This is a genomic window from Psychroflexus aurantiacus, from assembly GCF_010820555.1.
GTDB lineage: Bacteria > Bacteroidota > Bacteroidia > Flavobacteriales > Flavobacteriaceae > Psychroflexus > Psychroflexus aurantiacus.
In genome coordinates this window covers 59,861-81,696 of sequence record NZ_JAAIKD010000006.1, presented here as the reverse complement: position 1 = coordinate 81,696, position 21,836 = coordinate 59,861, and the positions used below count along the sequence as shown (strand labels likewise).

Below are 21,836 nucleotides of genomic sequence, written 5' to 3'. Positions count from 1 at the left end.
TTTAGTTTATGATTAATCCTCCCAAAATTCTGGCCTTTGATTGGTTCCAAAAACCGTACAATCTACGCAGCGTCTCGGGACAACCTCGTAGGACGGGATTTCTCCGGGATTCGTTCGAGACCACCTTACAGCATTTTGTTGTATCTGATTTTTCAAAATGGGAACCTCGAAACTTAAAGTTTCGCAGTTTTCGAGGGCCACAAACTTTGGCCTTTCAGTCCCTTGCGCGTAAAAATCTTCAAAATTAAAATAGAGTCTTTGTGTTGAAACTGCAGACACATCAAAATAACCTATGATTTTCTCATCAGGGTTATTAATATTGGAAATGTTACCTGCAAAAAATCCCGGCTGGCTTTGTGAAAAGACATTTTCTGTTCCCGAAAGCTCTTCCAGTATACTAAAATAAGAATAGGCACCCCGACTTATGGCATATTGCTTTACGAGGATACTGTATCTGTTGGAAAGTTTTGGATCATCCGAATTGATAAAGGTGATAAATAAATTCTTTACACTATTTTCTGAAAGTGAATTTGTATTGGCTAATATGATATCCTGAGATTCATCGGTGCGGTAACAGGTATATTCCTCTTTCTGTTTGGGAACCTCAACAATTTCACCGCCTTCCACTATAAGATCCCTGGACTTGAAAAAATTGGAATTGAATTTAAAGGTTTCCGTATATTCATACCTATAAAAATTCGAAGATCCGGCAGTGGTTTCATTGCTTAGGGTAATGGCAACCCCGTTTTCTCCTTTGAAATCAATGCGATTGGCCTCTAATTTTTCGATTTGGCCTGACTCTGTCAGCGGCATGGGTTCGGATTCATACTCCTGGCCATTGACTGCTATTTTGAGCTGATAGTCGATGCCGGATTCAGCAGCAAAACTGTCTCTTGATACGTAAGTCCCCGCTTCTGTTTCTTCAAAAATAAATTCACTGTTACCGATGACCCTGACATCAGCTCCGGATAAAGGATTTGATCCAGTGGTGGCAATAGGGTAAGTCTCAGATAAGCTTATCTGGTGCTGTTTGAATTCATCGGTTATCGTTCCCTGAATGACGATGGCTTCTTCAAAGCCTTCAGTTTCCAGCGGAATCTCTTCCACACAGGAAACAGATGCTGCGATGAGGACAGCAAGTAAAAAAAGTCGTGTATGTATTAAGTTTAATTTCATCACCCTGTATACGTATTAAAATCTAAAATTATAGGTTATTGTAGGAATTGGAATAGCAAAGATTGAACTTTGATAAGCCTTTACCTCTCCATTATCGGTTACAAAAAATACCGAGTATGGATTATTTCTTCCCAGGATATTATAGACAGAAATATTCCAAAAACTGTGGGCGAATTTTTCGATTTTATGGTTTCCTTCTACGTTAAAACTTAAGTCCAATCGGTAATAATCTGGAATTCTTAACTGATTTCTGTCACTGTACATAACGTATTCAGAATTATTGAAATTATATTTTCCAATTGGGTAAGTTATAGGCCGGCCGGTTTGATAGACTAAATTAGCCGAAAAGCTAAATCGCCTTGTCAGCTTATAATTCATGACTGCACTAAAATCATGTGGTTTGTCAAAATTGGTCGGAAAAAAATCGCCATTATTCACCCTTTCTTCCTGGAAGTTTCCATCCAGCTTCACAAATGACCGGGAGTAGGTATATCCCAGATAACCGTTTAAGTCGCCCTTTTTCTTCCGAAGAAGAACTTCAAGGCCATAAGCTTTTCCTTCCCCCTGTAGAACCTGGGTTTCAATATTTTCATTTAAAAATAAATCCGCGCCTACTTTATAATCCAAAAGATTATCGGCTGTTTTATAATAGCCTTCCAGACTGAGTTCGTAGATGTTGCTGTCAAAATTTTTGAAAAAGCCTAAAGCGTATTGATTTGCCCGTTGTGGTTTTATAAACGAATCTGAAAGTTTATACGTATCTGTAGGAGCAGCCGTAGTATTATTGGACAAGGTATGAATGTACTGATAGGTATTATTATAACTCAATTTTGTTGAAAAACTGGGGGTGAAAGAATAGCGCCCCGAGAGCCTTACTTCCGGACCTCCATAGGTTTCTATGACCTCACCAGACCCAAAGCTTTCTGTGCCAACAATAGTAGCTTCATTTCTAGGCAGACCCTCCTCGTAAATGTTTATGTTGGCAGGTCCAAACACCGTGTAAAACGAATACCTTAAACCCGCATTGATAAGGAGTTTGTCATTGACTTCAAAGCTGTCTTCTATATAAACGGCAGATTCAACGGCTCTTTCTGTGGGAATGCTAAGTTCTTCAATAAGCGATTCTACATCTCCCGGGCGAACTTCTCCCGGTGAAACCCTGTAGTATTTTGCATTGATACCATAATTTATGGTGTGGGCTTTACTGTGAAAATACTTCATTTTCAATTTTAGTTCGGACTCGTTGATGGTGTAGCCGGAATCAAAATTATTATCGAAGTCACTCTCATAATCCAAATTGAAATTATAGTTGGAGTTGGTTGCCACCAGCTCCCCGCGATGTTTTTCATTTAGCACCTTGCTGTAAGACAAAGCAAACATCCTGTTGGTATAACTAAATAAAGAATCTGAGGTTATACTAAACACATCACTGCTGTAGTAGCCGCTCACATTCAACTCGTCTTCATTGTCAAATTCATGATTGTATTTCCCCACAAAATCATAGAAAGTCGCCTGACTATCCTGCAGAGCCTCGTCATCTACAAGATCCAGAATCCAATCGGAATAAGTGCCTCGCCCTCCAACAATGAGGCTTGATTTACCTTTAACCACAGGGATTTCCAAGCTCAGATTTCCCGTAACCGGACCAATAGAGGCCTCTCCCGTAAACTTCTCTTTGTTTCCATCTCTGGTGTTCAAATCGAACACCGAGGATAACCTCCCCCCGTAAGCGGCAGGAATACTTCCCTTATAAATACTGACATTCCCCGTCGTAAACGGATTTAAGCCTGAAAATATCCCGAAGAAATGGGTGGGATTATAAATGACTCCGTCGTCCAGTAAAATCAAATTCTGGTCGGTTTTTCCACCTCTTACATTATACCCGCTCGCTGCTTCACCAGCCGTAGAAATTCCAGGCAGTGTGGTGGCTACTTTTAAGATATCCCGCTCCCCCAAAACCAGAGGAATAGTCTTGATTTCGGAAACATTGATGTTTTCAACCCCTGTAAATGCAGACTGCACATTATCACGCGCATTGGCCTCGATCAGAACTTCCCCTAATTGCTCAAAGCTTTTTTCTAACTGTAAATTCAAAACGCCATCACTGTAAACCACCAGGCGCTTCTTTAGATTCGCTACCCCTATCCCCTGTATTTCAACCAGGTTTATTCCTTTCGGAAGTCTTAAGCTATAATTTCCATCAAAATCGGTCACGGTTCCACTGCCCTGGCTTGGTATTAAAATATTTAAACCGGAAATAGGTTCGCCCTGTTTTGAAACCACTTTTCCTTTCAGCTGAAAATACTTTTGTCGGGATTGCCTGTTTTCTTTTCCTATTAAAATGGTTTCGACCGCATCCGATTTATCAGAATTATTCACATAAAAAACCGGGTCAGGGGTTTGTTTTTCTTCAACGGCCACAGGGATTTTCTTCTCAGTCTCCAGAAAACCTTCTGGAAGTTTATCATAAATGATACTCCCCTGAGTCAGGATGATGCGATCCCCCTTTATAAAGTAATTGATATTGGTTTCTTTTAAAACAGCATCGAGTATGTCGGTGAGTGTTTTTTGGGTGTAGTCACCGGAAAGGTTTTTAATTCCCAGCCATTTTTCCTCAAAGAAGAACCGGTAGTTGGTTTTATTTTCAATTTCCTGGAAGACCTCGAGCAGATTCTTATTTTCAAAAGTTAAGGATAGTTTGGAATCTGACGTTTGAGCGTTTGCAAGCGGGAGGTACATTAAAAATAAAAGAAGCAGATACTTTCTCATTCGTCAATAGCGTTTGAGGTATATAAAAGGAGTGAATTCATTTTTTGAGCGAGCTTTACCATAAAGGCTTCCGGTTTGTCTCTTGACAGCTTTCTATAGTCCCTGTAAAAATCTTTGATTTCTTTTTTTAGATTGGGAAAGCGTGAAAATAAATCCCTGCGGTTGTCCAGGTCAAAAATCTCTTGATTATACTGAAAAATAAAATCTGGTTTAGCTGTGGTAAATTCAATATAAGCCAGGCTTTTATCTCGTTTTTCCTTTCTGTCTTTTATATGCTTTTTGAAGATTTTAAACGCTTTATCTTCGCTTATAACCTCATAAAACCCCTGAATGCCAGCATCATTCCCGGCTTCTAGATATTTAAATGTATGGTCTTGGATCTGAAAATAATCCACCTGATCACTGAATAGCTGATAGAATAAATTCTTTTCTCCCTGTTGAACATTGACCATCAGTACATCATCGTAGATATTAAATTTCAAGGACACATCGTCAAACAATTGCCCGTCATAAATCACCCAGCCTTTTTGGTATTTATCAGAATTAAAGAATTTCTGTTTGTCATTGATCATTCTGTCCTTTTCGACATATTCGACACCTCGAAACAATACAGAGTTTTCAATTCCGGTTTGATCATCATACCAGGAATAGATTTCTGCTTTTGATGTATTTTGGCTTAAACTGGAAAAACCAATTAAGAGGGATAAGAAAATCAGGAAGATATTTTTATGCATTAAAAAATGATAGAAAGGTTGGTTTTGATATGGTTTAATGAATTAGGGCGTAAACATAAATAAATTTATCAACTAAATTCTTATCTCATAGAAATAAATAACTGCCCTTCTGCTGAACCTCCAGAGGTAGCTAAACCCATTTTTAAATTAAGCTTAACTATCCTATCCAGATGTAGAATCATTCTTACCTCGTGGCTGTTTGTTAACTGTGCAAAAATCATACATTCGAATCAGCTTTTAGCTCTTGGTAACATTTCTGCCAGACGAACTACAGGTAAAAGACAGGACTAGCTTACCGCATAGGTTTCAGTTTCTCGACCTTCCTGCAGCTTCGGTCGCTATAAAACTTATGATCAAAATTTGAAAGGCATGAAATAGCATGAGTGGTAGTAGCATGATCCCCAAAGCTATGGGTTCTGGAAAAAGAACTTTTGAAAACACTGTACCATGGACGAGGGATTTCTTTGTGCCGCAAAACTGGGCTGTAATTTGATCTTCCCGATTGAAATTTAATACTCTGGAAAGATAGCCTGTCAAAGCATACATCACAAAGAACAAGAGTCCAACGCCAAGACCGATTAAAACCAAATCAATACCTTTTACTCGTGTAAAAACGCCTTCCATAAAGGACTCCGCAAAGCTTTTATAGATAATCAGGAGTATGACGGATTTATCAAACCAGGTTAAATAGGCAGAATACTTCAGTGCATACCTGCCCAGGTATTTCTGCAAAAATAAACCGAGAATTACCGGAAGAAGTATTTCTACAAGCAGCTTCAGATAAATATCGCCCAGACTGTACTCCACACTCGACTGTTGCAGGAACACCCCCACCCATAAAGGCGTAATAACAATACCTATTAATCCTGAGATACTCGCATTAAAGATAGCAGCGGGCATATTCCCCTTTGCCAGTGAGACCATGACGACAGAGGAAGATACCGTGGAAGGAAGTGCCGCTAAAAACAAGAAGGCCAGCCAGACAGATTCAGTGGTCTCCCCCTGAAAAAAAGGGTAAACCATGATGACTAAGAGAGGGAAAATCAAAAAGGTGGATAGCTGAATAAGCAGGTGCAATTTCCAGTTTTTTAAACCGGAGACCAATTGTCTCAGGCTTAATTTCAGACCGTAAAAGAAGAATATCAAAGAAATACCTATGCTTGCTATACGGTCCAGCGGGATCCCGTGTTCTTCCTCACCAAACATGGGAAAAAAATAGGCAACCCCAATAGTCAACACTATTGCCAGAACGAATTTATCAATCTTCATTTACAGAACTTAAACATTTAAATCTACGAAACTATCCGGGTATTCTAAGTCAATCTTGTTCAGGTTGAACCTGTTAAAGATAGCATCCTAATACATCTTTTGCCCGTTGATAATAGTGACCACCAAACAGATTAACGTGAACAAGTATATGATATAATTGCCACAAAGCTATGCGTTTCTCCCAATCCTTTTCGAATGGAAAAGATTCATCATAGGCTTGAAACAGCTTGTCATCAAAACCTCCAAAGAGCTTCATCATGGCCAGATCCATTTCGCGGGGCGCATAAGCCACCGCCGGATCAATTAAACAGGGTTTACCCTCCGAGTTGACCAGATAATTACCAGACCAAAGGTCGCCGTGAATTAATGACGGAGTCTCATCGGGAATCATCTCTTCCAGTTTTTGATAGAAGCTCTCTATGTTCTCAAACTCATACCCATTATCTTTTGCCATTTTGACCTGAGGCTCTAAACGCTGCTCTATATAAAATTCTGAGGCAGATGCTGCACTTCCGTTATACTGAGGCAGACTTCCAATATAATTGTCTTCCATGAAACCGAAAGTTTCCTGTGTATTGCGGTGCAGATCGGCCAACTGCTGACCAAACAGCTCCCAAAATCCCTGATCGGCCTGACCTGAGGGCTTATACTCCATCATTAGGTAAGTTCGCGTTTTGAAGTCACCATAACCCAATACCTCGGGAACATCAATCGCCTGAGTTGATTTTAAAGCAGATAATCCATTCGCTTCCTTCTGAAACATTTTGGGAAAAGCACTGGCTTTATTCACCTTGACCACAACATTTCCATTCCAGCCTTTTAAAAGAAAAACGGAATTGATATCCCCGCCTCTTAGGGCTTGAGCTGATTTTATAGCAAAGCTGAAACGCTCTTCCAGGTGTTTTTTAAGGTGTTCTGTAAGCATAGAAATGAAACATTTACTTAAAAAAAATCAGTATGAAATTACAAAATTATGAAACTAAATAACTTTTAAATTAAAAGGACCTGGAAAACTATACTAAGTTGTGTCTAGCAGCCTGTGCACTTTACAGCTCTTCGGATTCAGATGCTTAGGAGATATTTTTAAACCCTTTGCCGGTCGGAATGATTTTGTCAACATTTTTTAAGCTGAGTTCCCGGACTACCAGGACTATTTAAGTTCAGGTACTGATAAAATCTGGCTCCCCTCCTTACGGCAGAGCCTATCGCAGGAATCCACTAGGCTTTTTGACAAAATTTCTTAACTTCCCTCCCTTAATCTTAAACCCTACCATGAAAAAAATAGTACTACTGCTTATGATCGCTGTTGCCGCAACAGCCTGTAAAACAGATCCTAAAGAAACGGAGTCAATGTCTGAAGAAGAGGTTCAGCAAAAGGCCGACTCCCTCGCACAGGCACTTATCATCACCGATGGTCACGTCGATCTTCCCTACTGGCTCAAAGGCCGCGGCATAGATAAAATAACACCCGAAAACGGCAGTCTTGTTATTGATGCGGGAGAAGGAGATTTTGATTATGAACGGGCAAAGCAAGGCGGACTCGATGCTCCTTTTATGTCGATCTACATTCCTGCCAGACTACAGGAGACAGGCGGTGCAAAAGCCCTTGCCGATTCTCTTATCGACCTGGTTGGATCCATGACCACCACCTATCCGGATAAATTTGCCCTGGTAGGAAGCCCTTCTGAAGTACAGGAAAATTTCCGAGCCGGCAAAATTTCTCTGCCTATGGGTATGGAAAACGGTGCCCCTATAGGAACCGAACTAGAGAATGTAAATTATTTTTTTGAGCGCGGCATCCGTTACATTACACTTACCCACAGTAAGGACAATCAGATATCAGATTCCAGCTACGACACTACCGCCACCCATCAGGGGTTGAGTGATTTTGGCCGTCTGGTAGTCCGTGAAATGAATAAAACAGGGATCATGGTAGATGTGAGTCATATTTCTGACAATGCGTTTTACGATGTCATGGAAGAAACCAAAGTTCCCGTCATTGCCTCTCATTCTTCCTGCAGGCATTTTACACCCGGTTTTGAGAGAAATATGTCAGATAGTCTCATCAAGCGTCTTGCAGAAAACAAGGGCGTTATACAAATCAATTTTGGGTCTAATTTTCTGGATGAGGCCTCCCAGAAAAGCCGCGACGAAAACCAGGAGAAGCTCAAAAAACTTCTGGAAGAAAAGGAACTGAGTTACGATGATGAGGCTGCAAAACCCATTATAAAAGAATTCAATACCAAAAACCCTTACATCTATGCCGATGTGGAAAAAGTAGCAGACCATATCGACCATGTGGTCAACCTGGTGGGTATCGATTACGTGGGCCTGGGATCTGATTATGACGGTGTAGGCGACACCCTGCCTGAGGGTCTGAAGGATGTCTCCCAATTTCCTAACCTTATCGCCGAACTCATCCGCAGAGGCTATTCTGACGAAGATATTGCCAGGATTTGCCATAAGAATGTATTTCGGGTCTGGACTACCGTACTGGATTATGCCAAGTCCAATAGCGGTCAGTACTAATTAACTACTTTAAACTGGTTTAAATTTCAGAGCCCGGTGAGAACCGGGCTTTTTCAATGCATTCTATTTCACTTGGCGACCTCATAACTAACTTTTTTAAAATAATAATTAAATATTTTTAAGTTCTCTTTCAGAAAATTCAGTCCAATAAACTTATAGCTCCATTTTGGCTTTAGAATGACGTGTTTTGATTAATCTTCCATTGATTTATCAATGCGTTCATTAAACTTTTCAATAGTCATATAATTACTCCCCATGATGAACGCACCGCCAAATGACCACAGATTTTTGGCTTCCCCAAGATTCAGGTAATGTCTTAGAAAAATAAAGGCGATAATGACGATAAGATAATCCAAAACTAATAGGGTATACTTCTTTAAAGTCCACTGGTAATAGGTGGCTGAGGAGGTAATCAACACCCAGGCACACCAGATGCTGATTTGAAAATTCCTGACGGAAAGCCGAACGTTTTCTGCAGATTTCAGTTCTGAAAAGGCCCTCTCCACGTTGATGAGGTATAAAATAATAATGAACAGTCCAAGTCCGGTAACGATCCAGGGGATGCCTCTTTTCATTTTCATACCGTTGCTATTTTTATAAAATTCATACTTGGTATACAGATAAAGAAATAAAGTTAATGGTGCATATTAAAGATAGGTTTGACTTTTCTATTTCCAAAATCTGGTTCCCGTAACTTACAGACTGAATTTTAAACAAACTCACTGTTTTTATTTTTATTAAATCTAAATAAGTTTTATATTTGACGCGTCTATTGATTTTTAAATAAAGCCCTGATCCGCCTTTACCATTCCAAAAAGCCAGTGATGGCAGACCCAGGCCCTAAATCTTAAGTTATGTGTGATACCACTATTTTATACGAAGATTCTGAATATTTAATTTCTCAATGTAAATCCTGCGAAAAGGTCTGCGTCTATTTTCAACAGGTTATTGTCGGTCTTAGTAAAGAAGAGTTTCTGGACTGGAAGCTTTCTTTTTTCACCACTCCTTTTGAGGAAAGGGCTTATATATTTCCTGACCAACAGCTTAGAGTCATAGTGGACACCTCTTATCCGGATCTGCAGCTTACTTTTAATAAAACGCAATACAATCAACTTAAAGACGGGATTCAGCAGGCCCTGAATATGATGAGCATTCAGGAACTGGTTGCTTTTTAAGGCTGGATGAGCATATTGAGCTGAGGCTAACTTTTTATCTTTTTGTTATGGTGACGGCTTTCCGTTTTCGAGCTAAGCCTTCAGTTCTCATCTCACTCCGGGCCACTCATCACGTTCTTGATAGCTAAAAGTTGAAGAGCTGTAAGTCTGTAAGCTTGTGGTATTAAAGTCAGAAAACAGATAAAACACACCTCTCAAAGTTTACAATGGCGTAAAAGAAATAGAAATAAAATCCCAATTCAATAAAAAAACTATTTTTGTGCTTTCAAATTAACATTATGTCTTTAAAGAAAGCTTCCCTGCTCATCCTGCTTATTCTAATTATAGACCAGGTTTCTAAAATTTATATCAAGACCCACTTTATGCTGGGCGAAGAAGTCTATGTTTTCGACTGGTTCCGCATCCTTTTTGTGGAAAACGACGGTATGGCCTGGGGAGCCAAGATTCCGGGATCTTACGGAAAAATACTGTTGACCACCTTTAGAATCGTAGCCATCGGTCTGATCAGTTACTGGCTTTGGGATTCCATAAAAAAAGATTCTCCCAAAATTTTAATCATCTCGGTTTCTTTAATTCTAGCCGGAGCTATTGGCAACATCATCGACTCTGTCTTTTACGGCGTGATTTTCGACACGAGTTTAGGACAGGTCGCGACCCTTTTTGCAGAAGAACCTTACGGCGAATTGCTTAAGGGAAAGGTAGTTGACATGCTATATTTCCCGATTTATAATGGCATTTTACCGGACTGGATTCCGATCTGGGGAGGTGAGCGTTTTGTGTTTTTTGAGCCTGTCTTCAATATCGCCGACACCGCCATAAGCACCGGTTTCGGACTTTTACTGGTCTTCAACAAAAAGGCATTTCCGAAGAAATAAACTTAAGCGTTTTTAGTCACGATTTTCAGCACTAGCTGATAGTCCTCAATATCCTCACCGGCATTAACGGGATAGGGCCTCAGGTTTTTTAAGTAGACCGTATGGGTTGATGTGGATAGAATTTCGCTGTGGGTACCCATAGCCGGAATCACTATGTGCTTAGCCACTGTTTCGGTCCCATCGTTAATTTCTATAAGAATTTCGGCTTCACCGGCCCAGACGCAAGTGATCTTTTTAGGACAACGCCCGTCACTCCTCACTCCTTTGAAGGTGATAAGATGTCCGTCGACTTCAATACCCTGCAAGAGACCGATTTTGGTCAAAATCTCAGGTACCTGAACTCGTTCTGTCGGTGTGCTTTTGTTTTCTTCGGAACTCTGGGCAGATAGACTTAATGTCATCGACATGAGACTTAAAACCAATAGATAAAATTTCATAAGCCGTGTGGGTTAGCGTTTTAAAACCTAAAGGTAACAGAAATTATACCAATATAAATTCTGATTAGAGTTTAAACCTTTTCTAGCCTTATGTAAGCAGCTAGGCTAAGAAAGTTTTAAAACCGATAATTTGTGGACTGATCAATTTCATATTCATCAGAGAAAAATGCCTTGACTGCGCTCGACAAGACATCGATTAAGAAGAAAAAAACTAGCCCAAACCGACGTCTAAGGTCATCATCACCACGAAGCCAGCAATAAAGCCTAGGGTTGCCAGGTCAATATTCCTGGCTTGCTGGGACTCCGGCACCACTTCTTCGATTACCACGAATATCATAGCACCGGCGGCAAAACAAAGCGCATAGGGTAAAATAGGCTCAAAGGTTAACACGGCCCAGGCCCCTAGTACAGCCGCAAAGGGTTCGACAATCGCCGATAAATGCCCGTAATTGAAACTCTTCCAGCGTGAAAGCCCTAGTCCGCGCAGGGGCATCGCCACAGCAAAACCTTCAGGAAAGTTCTGCAGACCAATACCAATAGCCAGGGCAACAGCACCCCCAATACTGGCGCCCTCCATCCCTGCTGCAGCACCCCCAAAGAGAACACCAACAGCCAGACCTTCGGGTATATTATGTAAGGTAATGGCCAGCGTGAGTAATACGGATTTATGCCATTTGGTTTTGACACCTTCTTTTCTGCTTTCTTTGAAATTGACATGCAAATGCGGTAAAACCTTATCCAATGCAAAAATGAAAAGTGCACCCATGACAAAACCAACCACCGCAGGAATGACTTTCACAAAACCCTCCCCATGACTCATTTCGATACCCGGCGCCAGCAAACTCCAGAAACTGGCAGCGACCATCACGCCCCCGGTAAACCCCAGTATAGCATCAAATAACTTCCGATTCATACCCTTGAAAAAGAAGACTAATGAAGCGCCAAGCCCCGTTACCAGCCAGGTAAAAATGGTAGCGATAAGAGCAGCCATCACCGGATCCTGGGCTTCGAAAAAAGAAAGAATAGTTTCCATAATTAAATTTTAATGTAAATGTTTGCAGTCACCTGTGTCGATACTCTCAGCCTGTTTTTTTCAATCTGAATCAACATAGACCCGTCAAATTTTTCCTGATCCATGACTTCTATGGTTTTACCCAAGGCAATTTTATTTTTGTCCAGGTACTTCAAAAATTCAGAGGAGGTATCCTTTACCCCCACCAAAGTTCCTTTTTCACCCGTGGACAAATCGGATAGCAGGGTTTTGTTAGCCACCTGAAAATCACCCTGAGCATCTGGAATGGGATCCCCATGCGGATCTCTTTTGGGATAATCCAGGAATTTATCCAGTTCTGAAATTAATTTTTCTGACTTGATGTGTTCCAGTTCCTCTGCCACATCGTGGACTTCATCCCAGGAAAAGTTAAGTTTTTCTACCAGAAACACCTCCCACAGCCTGTGCTTTCTTATGATTTTCAAAGCGGTTTTACGGCCGGACTCAGACAAATATACGCCCTGGTATTTTTTATAAACCACCAGTTTCTTGTCGGATAGCTTCTTGACCATATCTGTGACCGAAGATGCTTTGGTTTGCATCTCTTCGGCTAAAGCATTTGTGCTCACTCCAGCTGTGGAATGTTTTTGCAAATGAAAAATGGCTTTTAGATAATTCTCTTCAGATAAGGAAAACATAAAACATTTTTAAGATGCACAAAAGTAAGTATTTTTTTTAATCTTATAATATATTTAGATTTGTACATTAATTATTTTTAGTTTTGTCTAAATTTAAATTAAGTTTTGATGAAATATATAGTTTATATGGTTTTGCTTCTGATAAGTTTCGAAAGCTATTCACAGACCGGTAGCATTGAAGGTAAGATCGAATTCGAAGATGAAGCAGGAGTCTCGGCGACCATTGAAGTCCTGGGACAGGAGGCTTACAGCATCACCGATCAAAACGGGAAATTCCTGTTTCAAAATCTGGCTCCGGGAACTTATCAGCTTAGGGTAACCTCCTTAGGCTATATCGATTTAATTGAGTCCGTAGAAGTAAAATTAAAAGAAACCACCAAAGTGGTGTTCCAGCTCAAGCCCAAAAACAACACCTTGGATGAGGTGGTCATCATTGACCGGCAAACGGGATTAAATTCAAAAACACCCTACAATTATACCCCGATAAGTATGGGGCGCATAGAAAACAAAAGCAGTCCGTCCGGGGTGATGGGCGTTCTCAGGGAGGTGCCCGGGGTTTACGGTGCAGAATTTGGTCAGGGCATTGTAAAGCCTTTTATACGCGGACTTGGTTTTAGTCGGGTAGCTACTATTTTTCAGGGTAATAAACTAGAAAATCAGCAATGGGGAGCCGATCATGGTTTGGGCGTCAATGACCTTGGCGTTGAGCGTATCGATGTCATCAAAGGGCCCGCCTCTGTTCTCTATGGCTCGGGAGCTTTGGGAGGAGTGATTTTGATTCATGATGATGAATTTTATAAAAACTCAACCAGGCTTTCCGGTAATGTAGGAACGACTTTCAATTCGGTTTCCAGAGGACTGAGGACCTACGGCTCGGCAGGACAGAACTTGAAAAACGACCTGTTCTACGGGGTCGAACTTGCCTACGAAAATCATGCGGATTATACATCGGGCAGCGGAGATATCATTGGAAACAGCCGATATAATATGAGTAGTGCCAGAGTTCATGCTGGAATCGAAAAAGAACATTTCGACAATAAATTATCGGTATCCTACTCCATGCAAAACCTGGGCATTATTGGGGAAGATGAACTGGAAAATTCCAATGCCACGACTCGAAATGACAGAACCATGCAGTTACCGTTCCAGGAAGTGGCCGATGTCCTGATTTCTTATAACCAGCATAGTGATCACGGAACATTTGAAACTGTAGTTCATGTGTCGCATCATGTTAATGTGAGAAAGGAAATAGAAAGTCGAGAGGATCTGGTGGACCTGGGACTCAATCAGAACAATACCTTTTACAATGCCCGACTAAATTTTGATGCCGGCCCATTCACGCACAACCTGGGTTTACAGGGTAATTTTCTGAAAAATGAAAATCAAGAGCCTGTCGAGGAGATCTTAATTCCCAACGCCAGTTACGCTGAAAATGGCGCTTACTACCTGGTGAACTGGGACTGGAACACTTACTTCATACAGGGGGCTCTGCGTTACGACTACCGCCTGGTAAAGGCAGATGCCAGCGATGATCAATTTATTGAACAGGGCTTCGTTTTGCCGGGTAATCCCGAAAACCGTACTCTGGAATCCAGCTTTAGCGGGTTTACGGGTTCGCTTGGGATTACAAAACAACTCAGCGAAACTCAGAAACTCAAGGCCAATTTCTCTTCCGGTTTTCGTTCACCGGATCTGGCCGAATTGTATTCTTTCGGCCAGCATCCGGGGACCAACCGATTTGAAATAGGAAACGCTAATTTTGAGCGGGAGCAAAGCCTGCAGCTGGATTTGAATTACAGTTTGACAAGGGACAGATTTCGCCTGGACTGGTCGGTTTTTGGAAGCCGGGTCGATAACTATATTTTTTTCGCAGACACCGGTGAAACACGACCTGATTCCGGTCTACAGATTTGGGAATACCAGCAGGTGGAGGCCAGGCTTTACGGTAGCGAAATCAATCTGCAATATGTCGCTTTAGCCAGCCGAAACTTAAGATTTAATCTCGGTGCAGCTATGGTTCGAGGGGAAAACAAAGATTTTGAGGAACCACTGACGTTTATCCCTCCAGACAATGCCAGCTTAAAAGTCAATTACAGCTTTGGTAAACTTCAAAACACTTCGGTGTTTACAAAAGTAAGAGGGGTTGCAAGACAGGACCAGCCAGGTTTTAATGAGGAAGAAACCCCGGGGTTTACCTTGGTGGACATGGGCTTCACCAAGTCTTTTGAGATTGGCAACTCAGGACCTCTTGAAGTTTCAGCAACCTTACAAAATGTCCTGAACGAAACCTACGTGGATCACTTATCGATTTTGAGGGCTTTCGATATTCCAAGTCCCGGCAGAAACCTGATGTTGAATGTGAGGTATCAGTTTTAATGCAGTATAGAAAACGATAGAATACTATTTTATGTCTTGGGATTCTACGAAATTGACAGAGCCTAAGTATCTTTGACTCACTTTTCAAAATGAATAACCGTATGGATGTTTCTTTAACTACTCCGGCTTTGCTGTTTCCCGCCATTTCACTGCTGCTTCTCGCCTACACCAACAGGTTCTTAACCATTGCAGGCTTGATACGAAATTTGCATCAAAAATACCAGGACCATCCTGATACTGACGTCAAAGCGCAGATTTCAAACCTGAAAAAACGAGTGACCCTTATCAAAAACATGCAATTATTCGGTATCGTGTCCCTTCTGCTTTGCGTTGTCAGCATGTTTGCCATTTACGAAACCTGGCAGACCCTTGGCAGCATCATTTTCGGAGTCTCACTGGTCTTACTCATGGTTTCGCTCATCTTATCCATTATCGAAATTCAAATCAGTGTAAACGCCTTAAATATTCAGCTTAAAAACATTGAAAACGACTAAATATCATCGTAATCCACCACGACTTTTGCCGAGGTAGGTTGCGCCTGGCAGGTCAAAATCAGGCCTTCCTCAAGTTCATCATCGGTTAAGATCTGATTTTTTCTCATCTCTGCGGTTCCCTCCTTGATTTTGGCAACACAGGAACTACAGATTCCCCCCTGACAAGAATACGGGGCATCGATGTCCTGAGCTAAAGCCGCATCCAGGATGACTTCGCTTTGCTCCATGGTAAATTCAAATTCTTCATCATCTACGATCACGGTCAATCGGGTTTTGCCATCTGTGCTGGCTTCCACGCTGCCTTCCGACTTGGAGAAAAACAATTCGTATTTAATGTTGTCTTTATCGATTCCAGCAGCACTTAAACTTTCGGTGACGGCTTCTATCATCTGCTCCGGACCACAGAGGTAAAATTCTGAAAACCCATAGGCTTCATATTTATTTTTGATGATGTAATTCACGGTCGAGCGCTCTATCCTTCCAAATCTGGCCCCATCCTCTTTAGCTTCACTATAGATAAATTCAGGGAAAAATCGCTTCGGATATTCTTTCTGAAGACTTAAAATTTCCTGCAGGAAAATGCTTTGTTCTGGAGATTTATTACCGTAGACCAAAACGAATTTGGAGGTTTCAGACTGGGATAATGAAGTTCTTAGCATCGACATTACCGGCGTGATTCCACTTCCTGCGACAAATGCAGCAAAGGTGTTGTCATCGATTTGCTCTGGAAGAACGAATTTACCTTCCGCCGGATGCACTTCCATAGTATCCCCAACATTTAAAGCAGAATTGGCATAATTGGAAAACTTTCCACCAGGTATGGCTTTGACGACAATTCCCAGGTCTTTCCCTTCTTCGGAAGAAATGGAATAAGAGCGTCTTACCTCTTCGCCATCAATTTTGGCTTCCAAAGTGATGTATTGTCCTGCTTTAAAAGTATATTCTGAAGCTAATTCAGAAGGGACGTCAAAAATTATATTAACTGCTTTATCGGTTAATCTGTTGATTTCCTTGATAGAAAGTGTATGAAAATGAGTCATCGATTTTATTTTGTGCCCAAAAATACAACCCTTCAAGAATTAGCCTAAACAATGAACAATAATTTAATGCGGTTTTAAGTTTTTATCTACACTTTCAGTTTTTCAAAGTACATTTGAACTACTTAAAACTAATTTTATGAGGTTTACCTTTTTACGCTTTCTTTTCATCAGTTTATTCAGCACAGTATTATGCTTTGCACAGAATCCCATTACCACAGATTTAAACTGGAAAGCTGGTAAGCTTGAAATTCATAAAGTTGAAATAGACTCTTTAGAACTGATCCTCAGGGATTATCAAAAATCCATGGAACTGGATTCTCTTTGGAAAAGTCAGCTAACAGACCAAAACTTTTCGCAGCACCTGGAAAATGTGATTAAAGACAGTTTGAATCAGAACAGCATAATCACCGAGATTCCAACTGCACTTCTCAAAGCGCGTTTAGCTGCTTTAAATGCTAAAACGCCATTCAACATTGAATATAATGAAAGTCTGGAAAGTGTCATCGGTTATTTCTTAAGGCGTGAGAAAGAAGGAACCGAACGGCTGATGGGTTTGAGTGAATTCTACTTCCCCATGTTTGAGGCTGCATTCGACAGGCATGACGTGCCTTTGGAAATGAAATATCTGGCCCTGGTCGAATCTGCCTTAAATCCTAGAGCAAAATCCAGAGTTGGCGCCACGGGTCTATGGCAATTTATGTACAGTACCGCTAAAATGTACGATCTCGATGTAAGCAGTTATGTCGATGAACGCATGGATCCCGTGGCTTCTACAGAAGCTGCTGCCAAATACTTAAAAAGACTTTACATCATGTTTGGAGACTGGGACCTGGCCCTGGCGGCCTACAATTCAGGCATGGGGAATGTCTCCAAAGCCATACGCCGAAGTGGCGGGGAAACCAACTACTGGAAACTCAGACGTTATTTACCCCGGGAAACCGCCGGCTATGTGCCTTCATTTCAGGCCATGCTTTATATACACGAGTATGCCGAAGAACATGGTTTTCAACCTCAACGCCCAAGGTCCACCTATTACGGCACAGATACCCTGAAAGTCAAGCAGCGCATCACTTTAGATCAGATTGCTGAAGTTACCCAAACCAACAAAGAACTTCTCGAATTTCTGAATCCAAGTTATAAATTAGGCATCATCCCCTTTGAAAAAGACAAATCCTATTACGTCCGCCTTCCTTATGAAAAAGCAGGTTTGTTTGCAGCCAATGAAGATATGATTTATGGTTATTCAGAAAAGCTGGCGGCAATTGCCAAAGAACCTGAACCTAAGTATATAAAAGCAGAAGATAAAATCAGTTATAAGGTGAAATCCGGGGATTATCTGGGCAGGATTGCTGAAAAATACAGCGTAGGGGTTAGCCAGATTAAAGCCTGGAATAACCTCAACGGAACGAATCTGAATATCGGTCAAAAGCTTGTTATTTATCCCAAAAATATGGATGCTGTGGTTGACAGTAATTCAAAAACTGACAATTCATCAAAACGTGATACAGAATTCTACAACGTGAAGCCGGGAGATTCCTTATGGACGATTTCCAAAAAATATCCCGGCCTAAGCGTAGAAGACCTAAAAAAACTCAATAAGCTGAAAAGCAATCGCCTTCAGCCAGGCATGAAGCTTAAAGTTTCCAAGGGTTAGAAAAAGGCTCTCAACTGAACACTACCGGTATGAATAGCCTTGAGGTTTTCACTTTTCCTGCCAAAATAGGTCAGGTTAAGATCCAGAAAAGCAGTGATTTTCTTTTGTAAAAAAAGCGACCAGGTAAAATTGTCGTTGGGCTGCAAACCTTCCAGCATCTGGTAAGCGACCGGAGAAAACGCACCGCCTTCAAAGTCATTCTGAATATAACTGGCCTCCCCTGTAATGCTATATTTCTGGTTGTTGTTGAGTACAAAAGATAAACCTAAGGTCTGCTGCTTCAAGGCTTCCAGACCCCCTATTTGATTTTCTTTTGAGGTATATGCATAAAAAACATCAAAACGTTTATCTCCCAGTAAATAGGAGACTTTGGGATGAAATGAGAAGCCTTCAATAGTGAAGTTTCTGTTTTCAAACTGATCTGAAAAACTTTCAGAGGACTTGTAATCCTGAGTTGAAGTGATCAGCCAGCTTTCCTGAAATTTGTGAATAAACTTGAGTTCCTGCAACAGGTTTGAACTTTCTTGGAGCCCCAGAACCGTGAGGTTTTTGGTGGTGTTTTTCGTAAAATTATAGGAGGTAGTAAACTTCTGCAGGCCTCTGTTAAAAAAAAGGATGTTTCTAAAGGTCGTGTTCTCACCCAAAACCTCCTGACCGCTGGATTTAAAAGGATTGAGACTAAGCGAATTCCCATCTTTTCTCATTTTTTTATCCAGCAATAAGGAGGTCTGGTTATAAAAGTGAGAGGCGATTTTTTTCCAGCCTTTCTGATTTTGCCAGGTTTGAAAATTCAATGTGAATTGCTGGCTGAAACGAGCCTGATTGGTTCTGACAAAGATTTGATTGGGCAGTAAAATCCTCACGTAACGGCCTTCATCCTGGAATTGAGCGATTTCAAATTCATTCAGTTCCTGGATGGCGTTTTCGTTGTAATCGATCCAGGTGTATTGCCCCTGTCCCGGTTCTACTTCTAGGTAAGTGAATTCCTGCTGAGCTATGCTTCCACTGCTGGTTTCGTAAGTTGTATTGAGATTGACAAGCCGGTTCCATAGATTTTGAGAATAGACGATTCTGGAGTTTAAAGTCTGCTCATCGGCTCTGTTTTCTTCCTTAAATTTTAGAGTTCTCAAATTCGCAAACAGGCTTAATCTGGAAGCTTTCGTATTGACCAGTTGTGAGCGCACGAAATAGTTACTGGAGGTATTGACGCGTTTTAGCAGATTTGCTCTCAAACTATCGTTTTGTCTGTACCGATAGCCTGCTTCCACATACACACTTGTGGAATCTCCAACTCCGGAAAAGACTTCATAACCGGAAAACCGCTGGGTGTTGGGTGTAAACTCTTCCGTTTCTACTCGCAGTTCCTGGTTATCTTCCATAGTGTAGCGCAATCCAGACCAAAACTTCCCGAAATCATAAATTCCGGAAACCCCGGCTCTGGCAAATTTTGAGGTCAAAACAGGGGATTCGCTATCCAGGTAGCTGGCGTTGACATCTATTCTGAATTTGTTCTGAATTTGCCTGGCGATTATAGAATGTTTCTGACCTAAGAAATTCTTTGAATAAGACAGACGCTGAAAGTTATACCGCGTAAAACTTTCCAAGTTATTTCGATAATCAAAACCAGCATCCAAAAAAAGCTGGTCTCCCGAGGGATTGAACAGATTCCAGTCTCTGGTGAATTCTACGTTGTACAGACGCTCTATACTGGTGTAGGTATCTTCTATAAAATTAAGGTTTGCAAACACATCTAGGCTGTTGTTGGCTTCGGATTTATAAAGGGTCTGGTTGACCGAAAACTGAGCAGCCAAACCGCGGTTATCTCCCTGATCCAGTTCTGAAAACAGATTCTCATCGGCGTTACTCGCGGCAACTTCAAATTGAATGCTGGATTTTTCGGAAGGTGAATACACACCATTCAGCATAGCGATTTGGAGTTTGGTAGGCGCAAAGAGTCGAACAATAGGTTCAAAATTACCCTGTGGAACGCTGTTAACCGGAGACACATACTCATAAATCGTCGCAATAGCATCCTGGCTTGAAAGAACATAGTTTCCCTGATTGGGACCTACATTGGTAAAGCGAACCTGGAAGAGTTCAGCCTCCGGATCGGAAGAGAAAACAAAGATCTCCCGACCGTCCAGAAATGTTTTGGTGTATAAAATTCTGTTTTCAGAAAACTCGGCTGGAACAGCGCTGGGGGCAAACATGTCACTTTGGTCATCACCTGCTTCTTCCAGCACATCCACCTGCTCATCGGTAAGACTTTGCTGTAATGGCTGATTTTTAAGATCATTTTCGTTGTAGAGAAATCCGTTTAGCTGAAGAGATTCGGATCTAAAACGGGACCCCGTTGTGGCAACGATTCTTGAAAAATTCCTGTCGGAAACCTGGTATTCCACGACGATTCGCATTTCAGACGTAATCGGAAATGTAGAGTTAAAAATAACTTCACCGGCATTATAATCGATCAGATAATCTTCATTTTCACCTCGGGTAAGCAGTCTTCCATTCACATACACATCTTCACTTCCGGAGACTATTAAAACGTAAAGCTGGCCGTTGTCTCCTACGAGTTTATAAGGCCCCTGATTGCCTTCAATCGCAGTTAATTCACTCCTGGTAAACACACCTCTTACCAAAGCCGCAGCTCCATAAACCTCAGTCTGCCGTTCTTCATTTCCAACCTCTGCAGAAAGCAAAAGACCCTGTACACGCTTGGTATAGGAGGCAAAAAAAGACTGGTTTTCCACCAAGTCTATATCCCCGGCTCGGATTCGCCACTTTTCGGCTTGCAGTTCAATAAAGATCTGATCAAATTCATTGAGCTGCTGAGTATAACCTCCGGACTGCACTGGTACATTATCATCCTGTATGGAGGCTCGCAAAACCACGTTTTCTGAGATTTTCCCTGAGATCTGTAAGTCAAGTTCAGACCTCACCACCGCATTCTGGTTATTCCCCACACTGATCGCACGAGAGATACTCCCGCTGGTACTCAGGCCTGAAAAGGGAATAAAATTACCGGGCTGTTTCTGCTGCTGAAGTTCATAGAGATTATCTACCGGATCACCGGTATCCAGAATAAGCTTTTCATCGAGTGCTTTATAGGTTTTGGTAAGAAAATCCGGATACTTTAAGTAAGTCACTATTAAACTGTCCCGGGTTCGTTTCAATTCTGAAAAGGGAATCAGCTGAGCCAGGGGAAAATCAATCTGGTAAAGTGAAGGTCTTATTTCTACGCTGTCTGTGGTCTGCAACTTAAATTGAAATGGGCTTATACTCACCTGTTCCAGCTGTATGGTGTCCCGGATAGCAAGCGTTTTGGTTACCAGTCCGGACTGCGCCCAAAGTGAAGTTACTCCGCCACACAAAAAGACATAAAAAAGAAGTTGCCTCATGTGTGTAAAACTAAAGCATTACAGAAATATTTTAAAGCCTCTTAAAAAAGTAGTGACAAATTAATGATGAAATCCTGCGAAAAACAAAGCTGCTTTCTGATCATGAGCCCTGTCGAGTCAAAAAAAAGACTAAGTGCTATAACTATAGAAAAGTTTATAAAAACACAAAGCCCCAGTTATGAATCTGGGGCTTTGATAATTAACCAATCTATTATGAA

At 41.3% G+C, this 21,836-nt stretch carries 17 protein-coding genes; 6 read left to right on the top strand and 11 right to left on the bottom strand.

All coding sequences use genetic code 11. The annotated features are described in order from the left end of the window. Positions 1-12: 12 nt before the first annotated feature. The 5 genes from G3567_RS11270 to G3567_RS11250 all read right to left on the bottom strand — a co-directional run bounded on the left by G3567_RS11270 (position 13) and on the right by G3567_RS11250 (position 6,873). Positions 13-1,176 carry a DUF4249 domain-containing protein gene (locus tag G3567_RS11270; RefSeq protein ID WP_164005434.1) on the bottom strand — a complete coding sequence of 388 codons (1,164 nt, stop codon included), beginning with the start codon at positions 1,174-1,176 and terminating at the stop codon, positions 13-15. A 15-nt stretch (positions 1,177-1,191) separates the two neighbouring features. Continuing rightward, complete coding sequence (locus G3567_RS11265; protein WP_164005433.1) at positions 1,192-3,945, bottom strand: TonB-dependent receptor domain-containing protein; 2,754 nt, start codon at positions 3,943-3,945, stop codon at positions 1,192-1,194. Further along, positions 3,942-4,679: a hypothetical protein gene (locus tag G3567_RS11260; RefSeq protein WP_164005432.1), complete on the bottom strand. Its 738-nt coding sequence runs from the start codon at positions 4,677-4,679 to the stop codon at positions 3,942-3,944. Before G3567_RS11260 ends, G3567_RS11265 begins: the two co-directional genes overlap by 4 nt. 306 nt (positions 4,680-4,985) lie before the next feature. Then, positions 4,986-5,948: a bile acid:sodium symporter family protein gene (locus tag G3567_RS11255; protein WP_164005431.1), complete on the bottom strand. Its 963-nt coding sequence runs from the start codon at positions 5,946-5,948 to the stop codon at positions 4,986-4,988. Positions 5,949-6,021: 73 nt separating this feature from the next. Further along, positions 6,022-6,873: a fructosamine kinase family protein gene (locus G3567_RS11250; protein ID WP_205521222.1), complete on the bottom strand. Its 852-nt coding sequence runs from the start codon at positions 6,871-6,873 to the stop codon at positions 6,022-6,024. A gap of 347 nt (positions 6,874-7,220) precedes the next feature. Here G3567_RS11250 and G3567_RS11245 point away from each other — a divergent pair, with 347 nt between their 5' ends. Then, on the top strand, positions 7,221-8,477 hold the full coding sequence (locus G3567_RS11245; RefSeq protein ID WP_164005430.1) for a dipeptidase: 1,257 nt from the start codon (positions 7,221-7,223) through the stop codon (positions 8,475-8,477). A gap of 191 nt (positions 8,478-8,668) precedes the next feature. On the opposite strand, the gene G3567_RS11240 is transcribed toward G3567_RS11245, so the two are convergent. After that, positions 8,669-9,058, bottom strand: coding sequence for a hypothetical protein (locus G3567_RS11240; protein ID WP_164005429.1), 390 nt, complete (start codon positions 9,056-9,058; stop codon positions 8,669-8,671). A 273-nt stretch (positions 9,059-9,331) separates the two neighbouring features. Between G3567_RS11240 and G3567_RS11235 the strand changes: the two genes are divergently transcribed. After that, the gene (locus tag G3567_RS11235; RefSeq protein WP_164005428.1) at positions 9,332-9,652 is read left to right on the top strand and encodes a hypothetical protein; all 321 of its coding nucleotides are present in this window, start codon (positions 9,332-9,334) and stop codon (positions 9,650-9,652) included. Positions 9,653-9,930: 278 nt separating this feature from the next. Further along, positions 9,931-10,527 carry a lipoprotein signal peptidase gene (locus tag G3567_RS11230; protein WP_164005427.1) on the top strand — a complete coding sequence of 199 codons (597 nt, stop codon included), beginning with the start codon at positions 9,931-9,933 and terminating at the stop codon, positions 10,525-10,527. A gap of 2 nt (positions 10,528-10,529) precedes the next feature. Here the strand turns inward: G3567_RS11230 and G3567_RS11225 are convergent, their stop codons facing one another. From G3567_RS11225 to G3567_RS11215, 3 genes are all read right to left on the bottom strand, one after another. After that, the gene (locus G3567_RS11225) at positions 10,530-10,964 is read right to left on the bottom strand and encodes a hypothetical protein (protein WP_164005426.1); all 435 of its coding nucleotides are present in this window, start codon (positions 10,962-10,964) and stop codon (positions 10,530-10,532) included. Between the two features lie 211 nt (positions 10,965-11,175). Beyond that, positions 11,176-11,997: a ZIP family metal transporter gene (locus G3567_RS11220; protein ID WP_164005425.1), complete on the bottom strand. Its 822-nt coding sequence runs from the start codon at positions 11,995-11,997 to the stop codon at positions 11,176-11,178. A gap of 2 nt (positions 11,998-11,999) precedes the next feature. Then, positions 12,000-12,653, bottom strand: coding sequence for a metal-dependent transcriptional regulator (locus G3567_RS11215; RefSeq protein ID WP_164005424.1), 654 nt, complete (start codon positions 12,651-12,653; stop codon positions 12,000-12,002). A 108-nt stretch (positions 12,654-12,761) separates the two neighbouring features. Between G3567_RS11215 and G3567_RS11210 the strand changes: the two genes are divergently transcribed. Further along, entirely contained in the window at positions 12,762-15,029 is a 2,268-nt protein-coding gene (locus tag G3567_RS11210) for a TonB-dependent receptor (protein ID WP_164005423.1), read from the top strand. 101 nt (positions 15,030-15,130) lie between these two features. Further along, on the top strand, positions 15,131-15,523 hold the full coding sequence (locus G3567_RS11205; RefSeq protein WP_164005422.1) for a DUF2721 domain-containing protein: 393 nt from the start codon (positions 15,131-15,133) through the stop codon (positions 15,521-15,523). Here the strand turns inward: G3567_RS11205 and G3567_RS11200 are convergent. After that, on the bottom strand, positions 15,520-16,563 hold the full coding sequence (locus G3567_RS11200) for a ferredoxin--NADP reductase (protein ID WP_164005421.1): 1,044 nt from the start codon (positions 16,561-16,563) through the stop codon (positions 15,520-15,522). The two genes, G3567_RS11205 and G3567_RS11200, sit on opposite strands and share 4 nt — an antisense overlap. A 136-nt stretch (positions 16,564-16,699) precedes the next feature. On the opposite strand from G3567_RS11200, the gene G3567_RS11195 reads away from it, so the two are divergent. Next, positions 16,700-18,217, top strand: coding sequence for a lytic transglycosylase domain-containing protein (locus tag G3567_RS11195; RefSeq protein WP_164005420.1), 1,518 nt, complete (start codon positions 16,700-16,702; stop codon positions 18,215-18,217). Here the strand turns inward: G3567_RS11195 and G3567_RS11190 are convergent. Beyond that, complete coding sequence (locus G3567_RS11190) at positions 18,214-21,618, bottom strand: hypothetical protein (RefSeq protein WP_164005419.1); 3,405 nt, start codon at positions 21,616-21,618, stop codon at positions 18,214-18,216. The two genes, G3567_RS11195 and G3567_RS11190, sit on opposite strands and share 4 nt — an antisense overlap. Between the last annotated feature and the right edge of the window lie 218 nt (positions 21,619-21,836).

Coding starts and splice junctions, on each gene's coding strand:
- G3567_RS11270 (WP_164005434.1), bottom strand. CDS start 1,176: ATGAAATTAAACTTAATACATACACGACTTTTTTTACTTGCTGTCCTC.
- G3567_RS11265 (WP_164005433.1), bottom strand. CDS start 3,945: ATGAGAAAGTATCTGCTTCTTTTATTTTTAATGTACCTCCCGCTTGCA.
- G3567_RS11260 (WP_164005432.1), bottom strand. CDS start 4,679: ATGCATAAAAATATCTTCCTGATTTTCTTATCCCTCTTAATTGGTTTT.
- G3567_RS11255 (WP_164005431.1), bottom strand. CDS start 5,948: ATGAAGATTGATAAATTCGTTCTGGCAATAGTGTTGACTATTGGGGTT.
- G3567_RS11250 (WP_205521222.1), bottom strand. CDS start 6,873: ATGCTTACAGAACACCTTAAAAAACACCTGGAAGAGCGTTTCAGCTTT.
- G3567_RS11245 (WP_164005430.1), top strand. CDS start 7,221: ATGAAAAAAATAGTACTACTGCTTATGATCGCTGTTGCCGCAACAGCC.
- G3567_RS11240 (WP_164005429.1), bottom strand. CDS start 9,058: ATGAAAATGAAAAGAGGCATCCCCTGGATCGTTACCGGACTTGGACTG.
- G3567_RS11235 (WP_164005428.1), top strand. CDS start 9,332: ATGTGTGATACCACTATTTTATACGAAGATTCTGAATATTTAATTTCT.
- G3567_RS11230 (WP_164005427.1), top strand. CDS start 9,931: ATGTCTTTAAAGAAAGCTTCCCTGCTCATCCTGCTTATTCTAATTATA.
- G3567_RS11225 (WP_164005426.1), bottom strand. CDS start 10,964: ATGAAATTTTATCTATTGGTTTTAAGTCTCATGTCGATGACATTAAGT.
- G3567_RS11220 (WP_164005425.1), bottom strand. CDS start 11,997: ATGGAAACTATTCTTTCTTTTTTCGAAGCCCAGGATCCGGTGATGGCT.
- G3567_RS11215 (WP_164005424.1), bottom strand. CDS start 12,653: ATGTTTTCCTTATCTGAAGAGAATTATCTAAAAGCCATTTTTCATTTG.
- G3567_RS11210 (WP_164005423.1), top strand. CDS start 12,762: ATGAAATATATAGTTTATATGGTTTTGCTTCTGATAAGTTTCGAAAGC.
- G3567_RS11205 (WP_164005422.1), top strand. CDS start 15,131: ATGGATGTTTCTTTAACTACTCCGGCTTTGCTGTTTCCCGCCATTTCA.
- G3567_RS11200 (WP_164005421.1), bottom strand. CDS start 16,563: ATGACTCATTTTCATACACTTTCTATCAAGGAAATCAACAGATTAACC.
- G3567_RS11195 (WP_164005420.1), top strand. CDS start 16,700: ATGAGGTTTACCTTTTTACGCTTTCTTTTCATCAGTTTATTCAGCACA.
- G3567_RS11190 (WP_164005419.1), bottom strand. CDS start 21,618: ATGAGGCAACTTCTTTTTTATGTCTTTTTGTGTGGCGGAGTAACTTCA.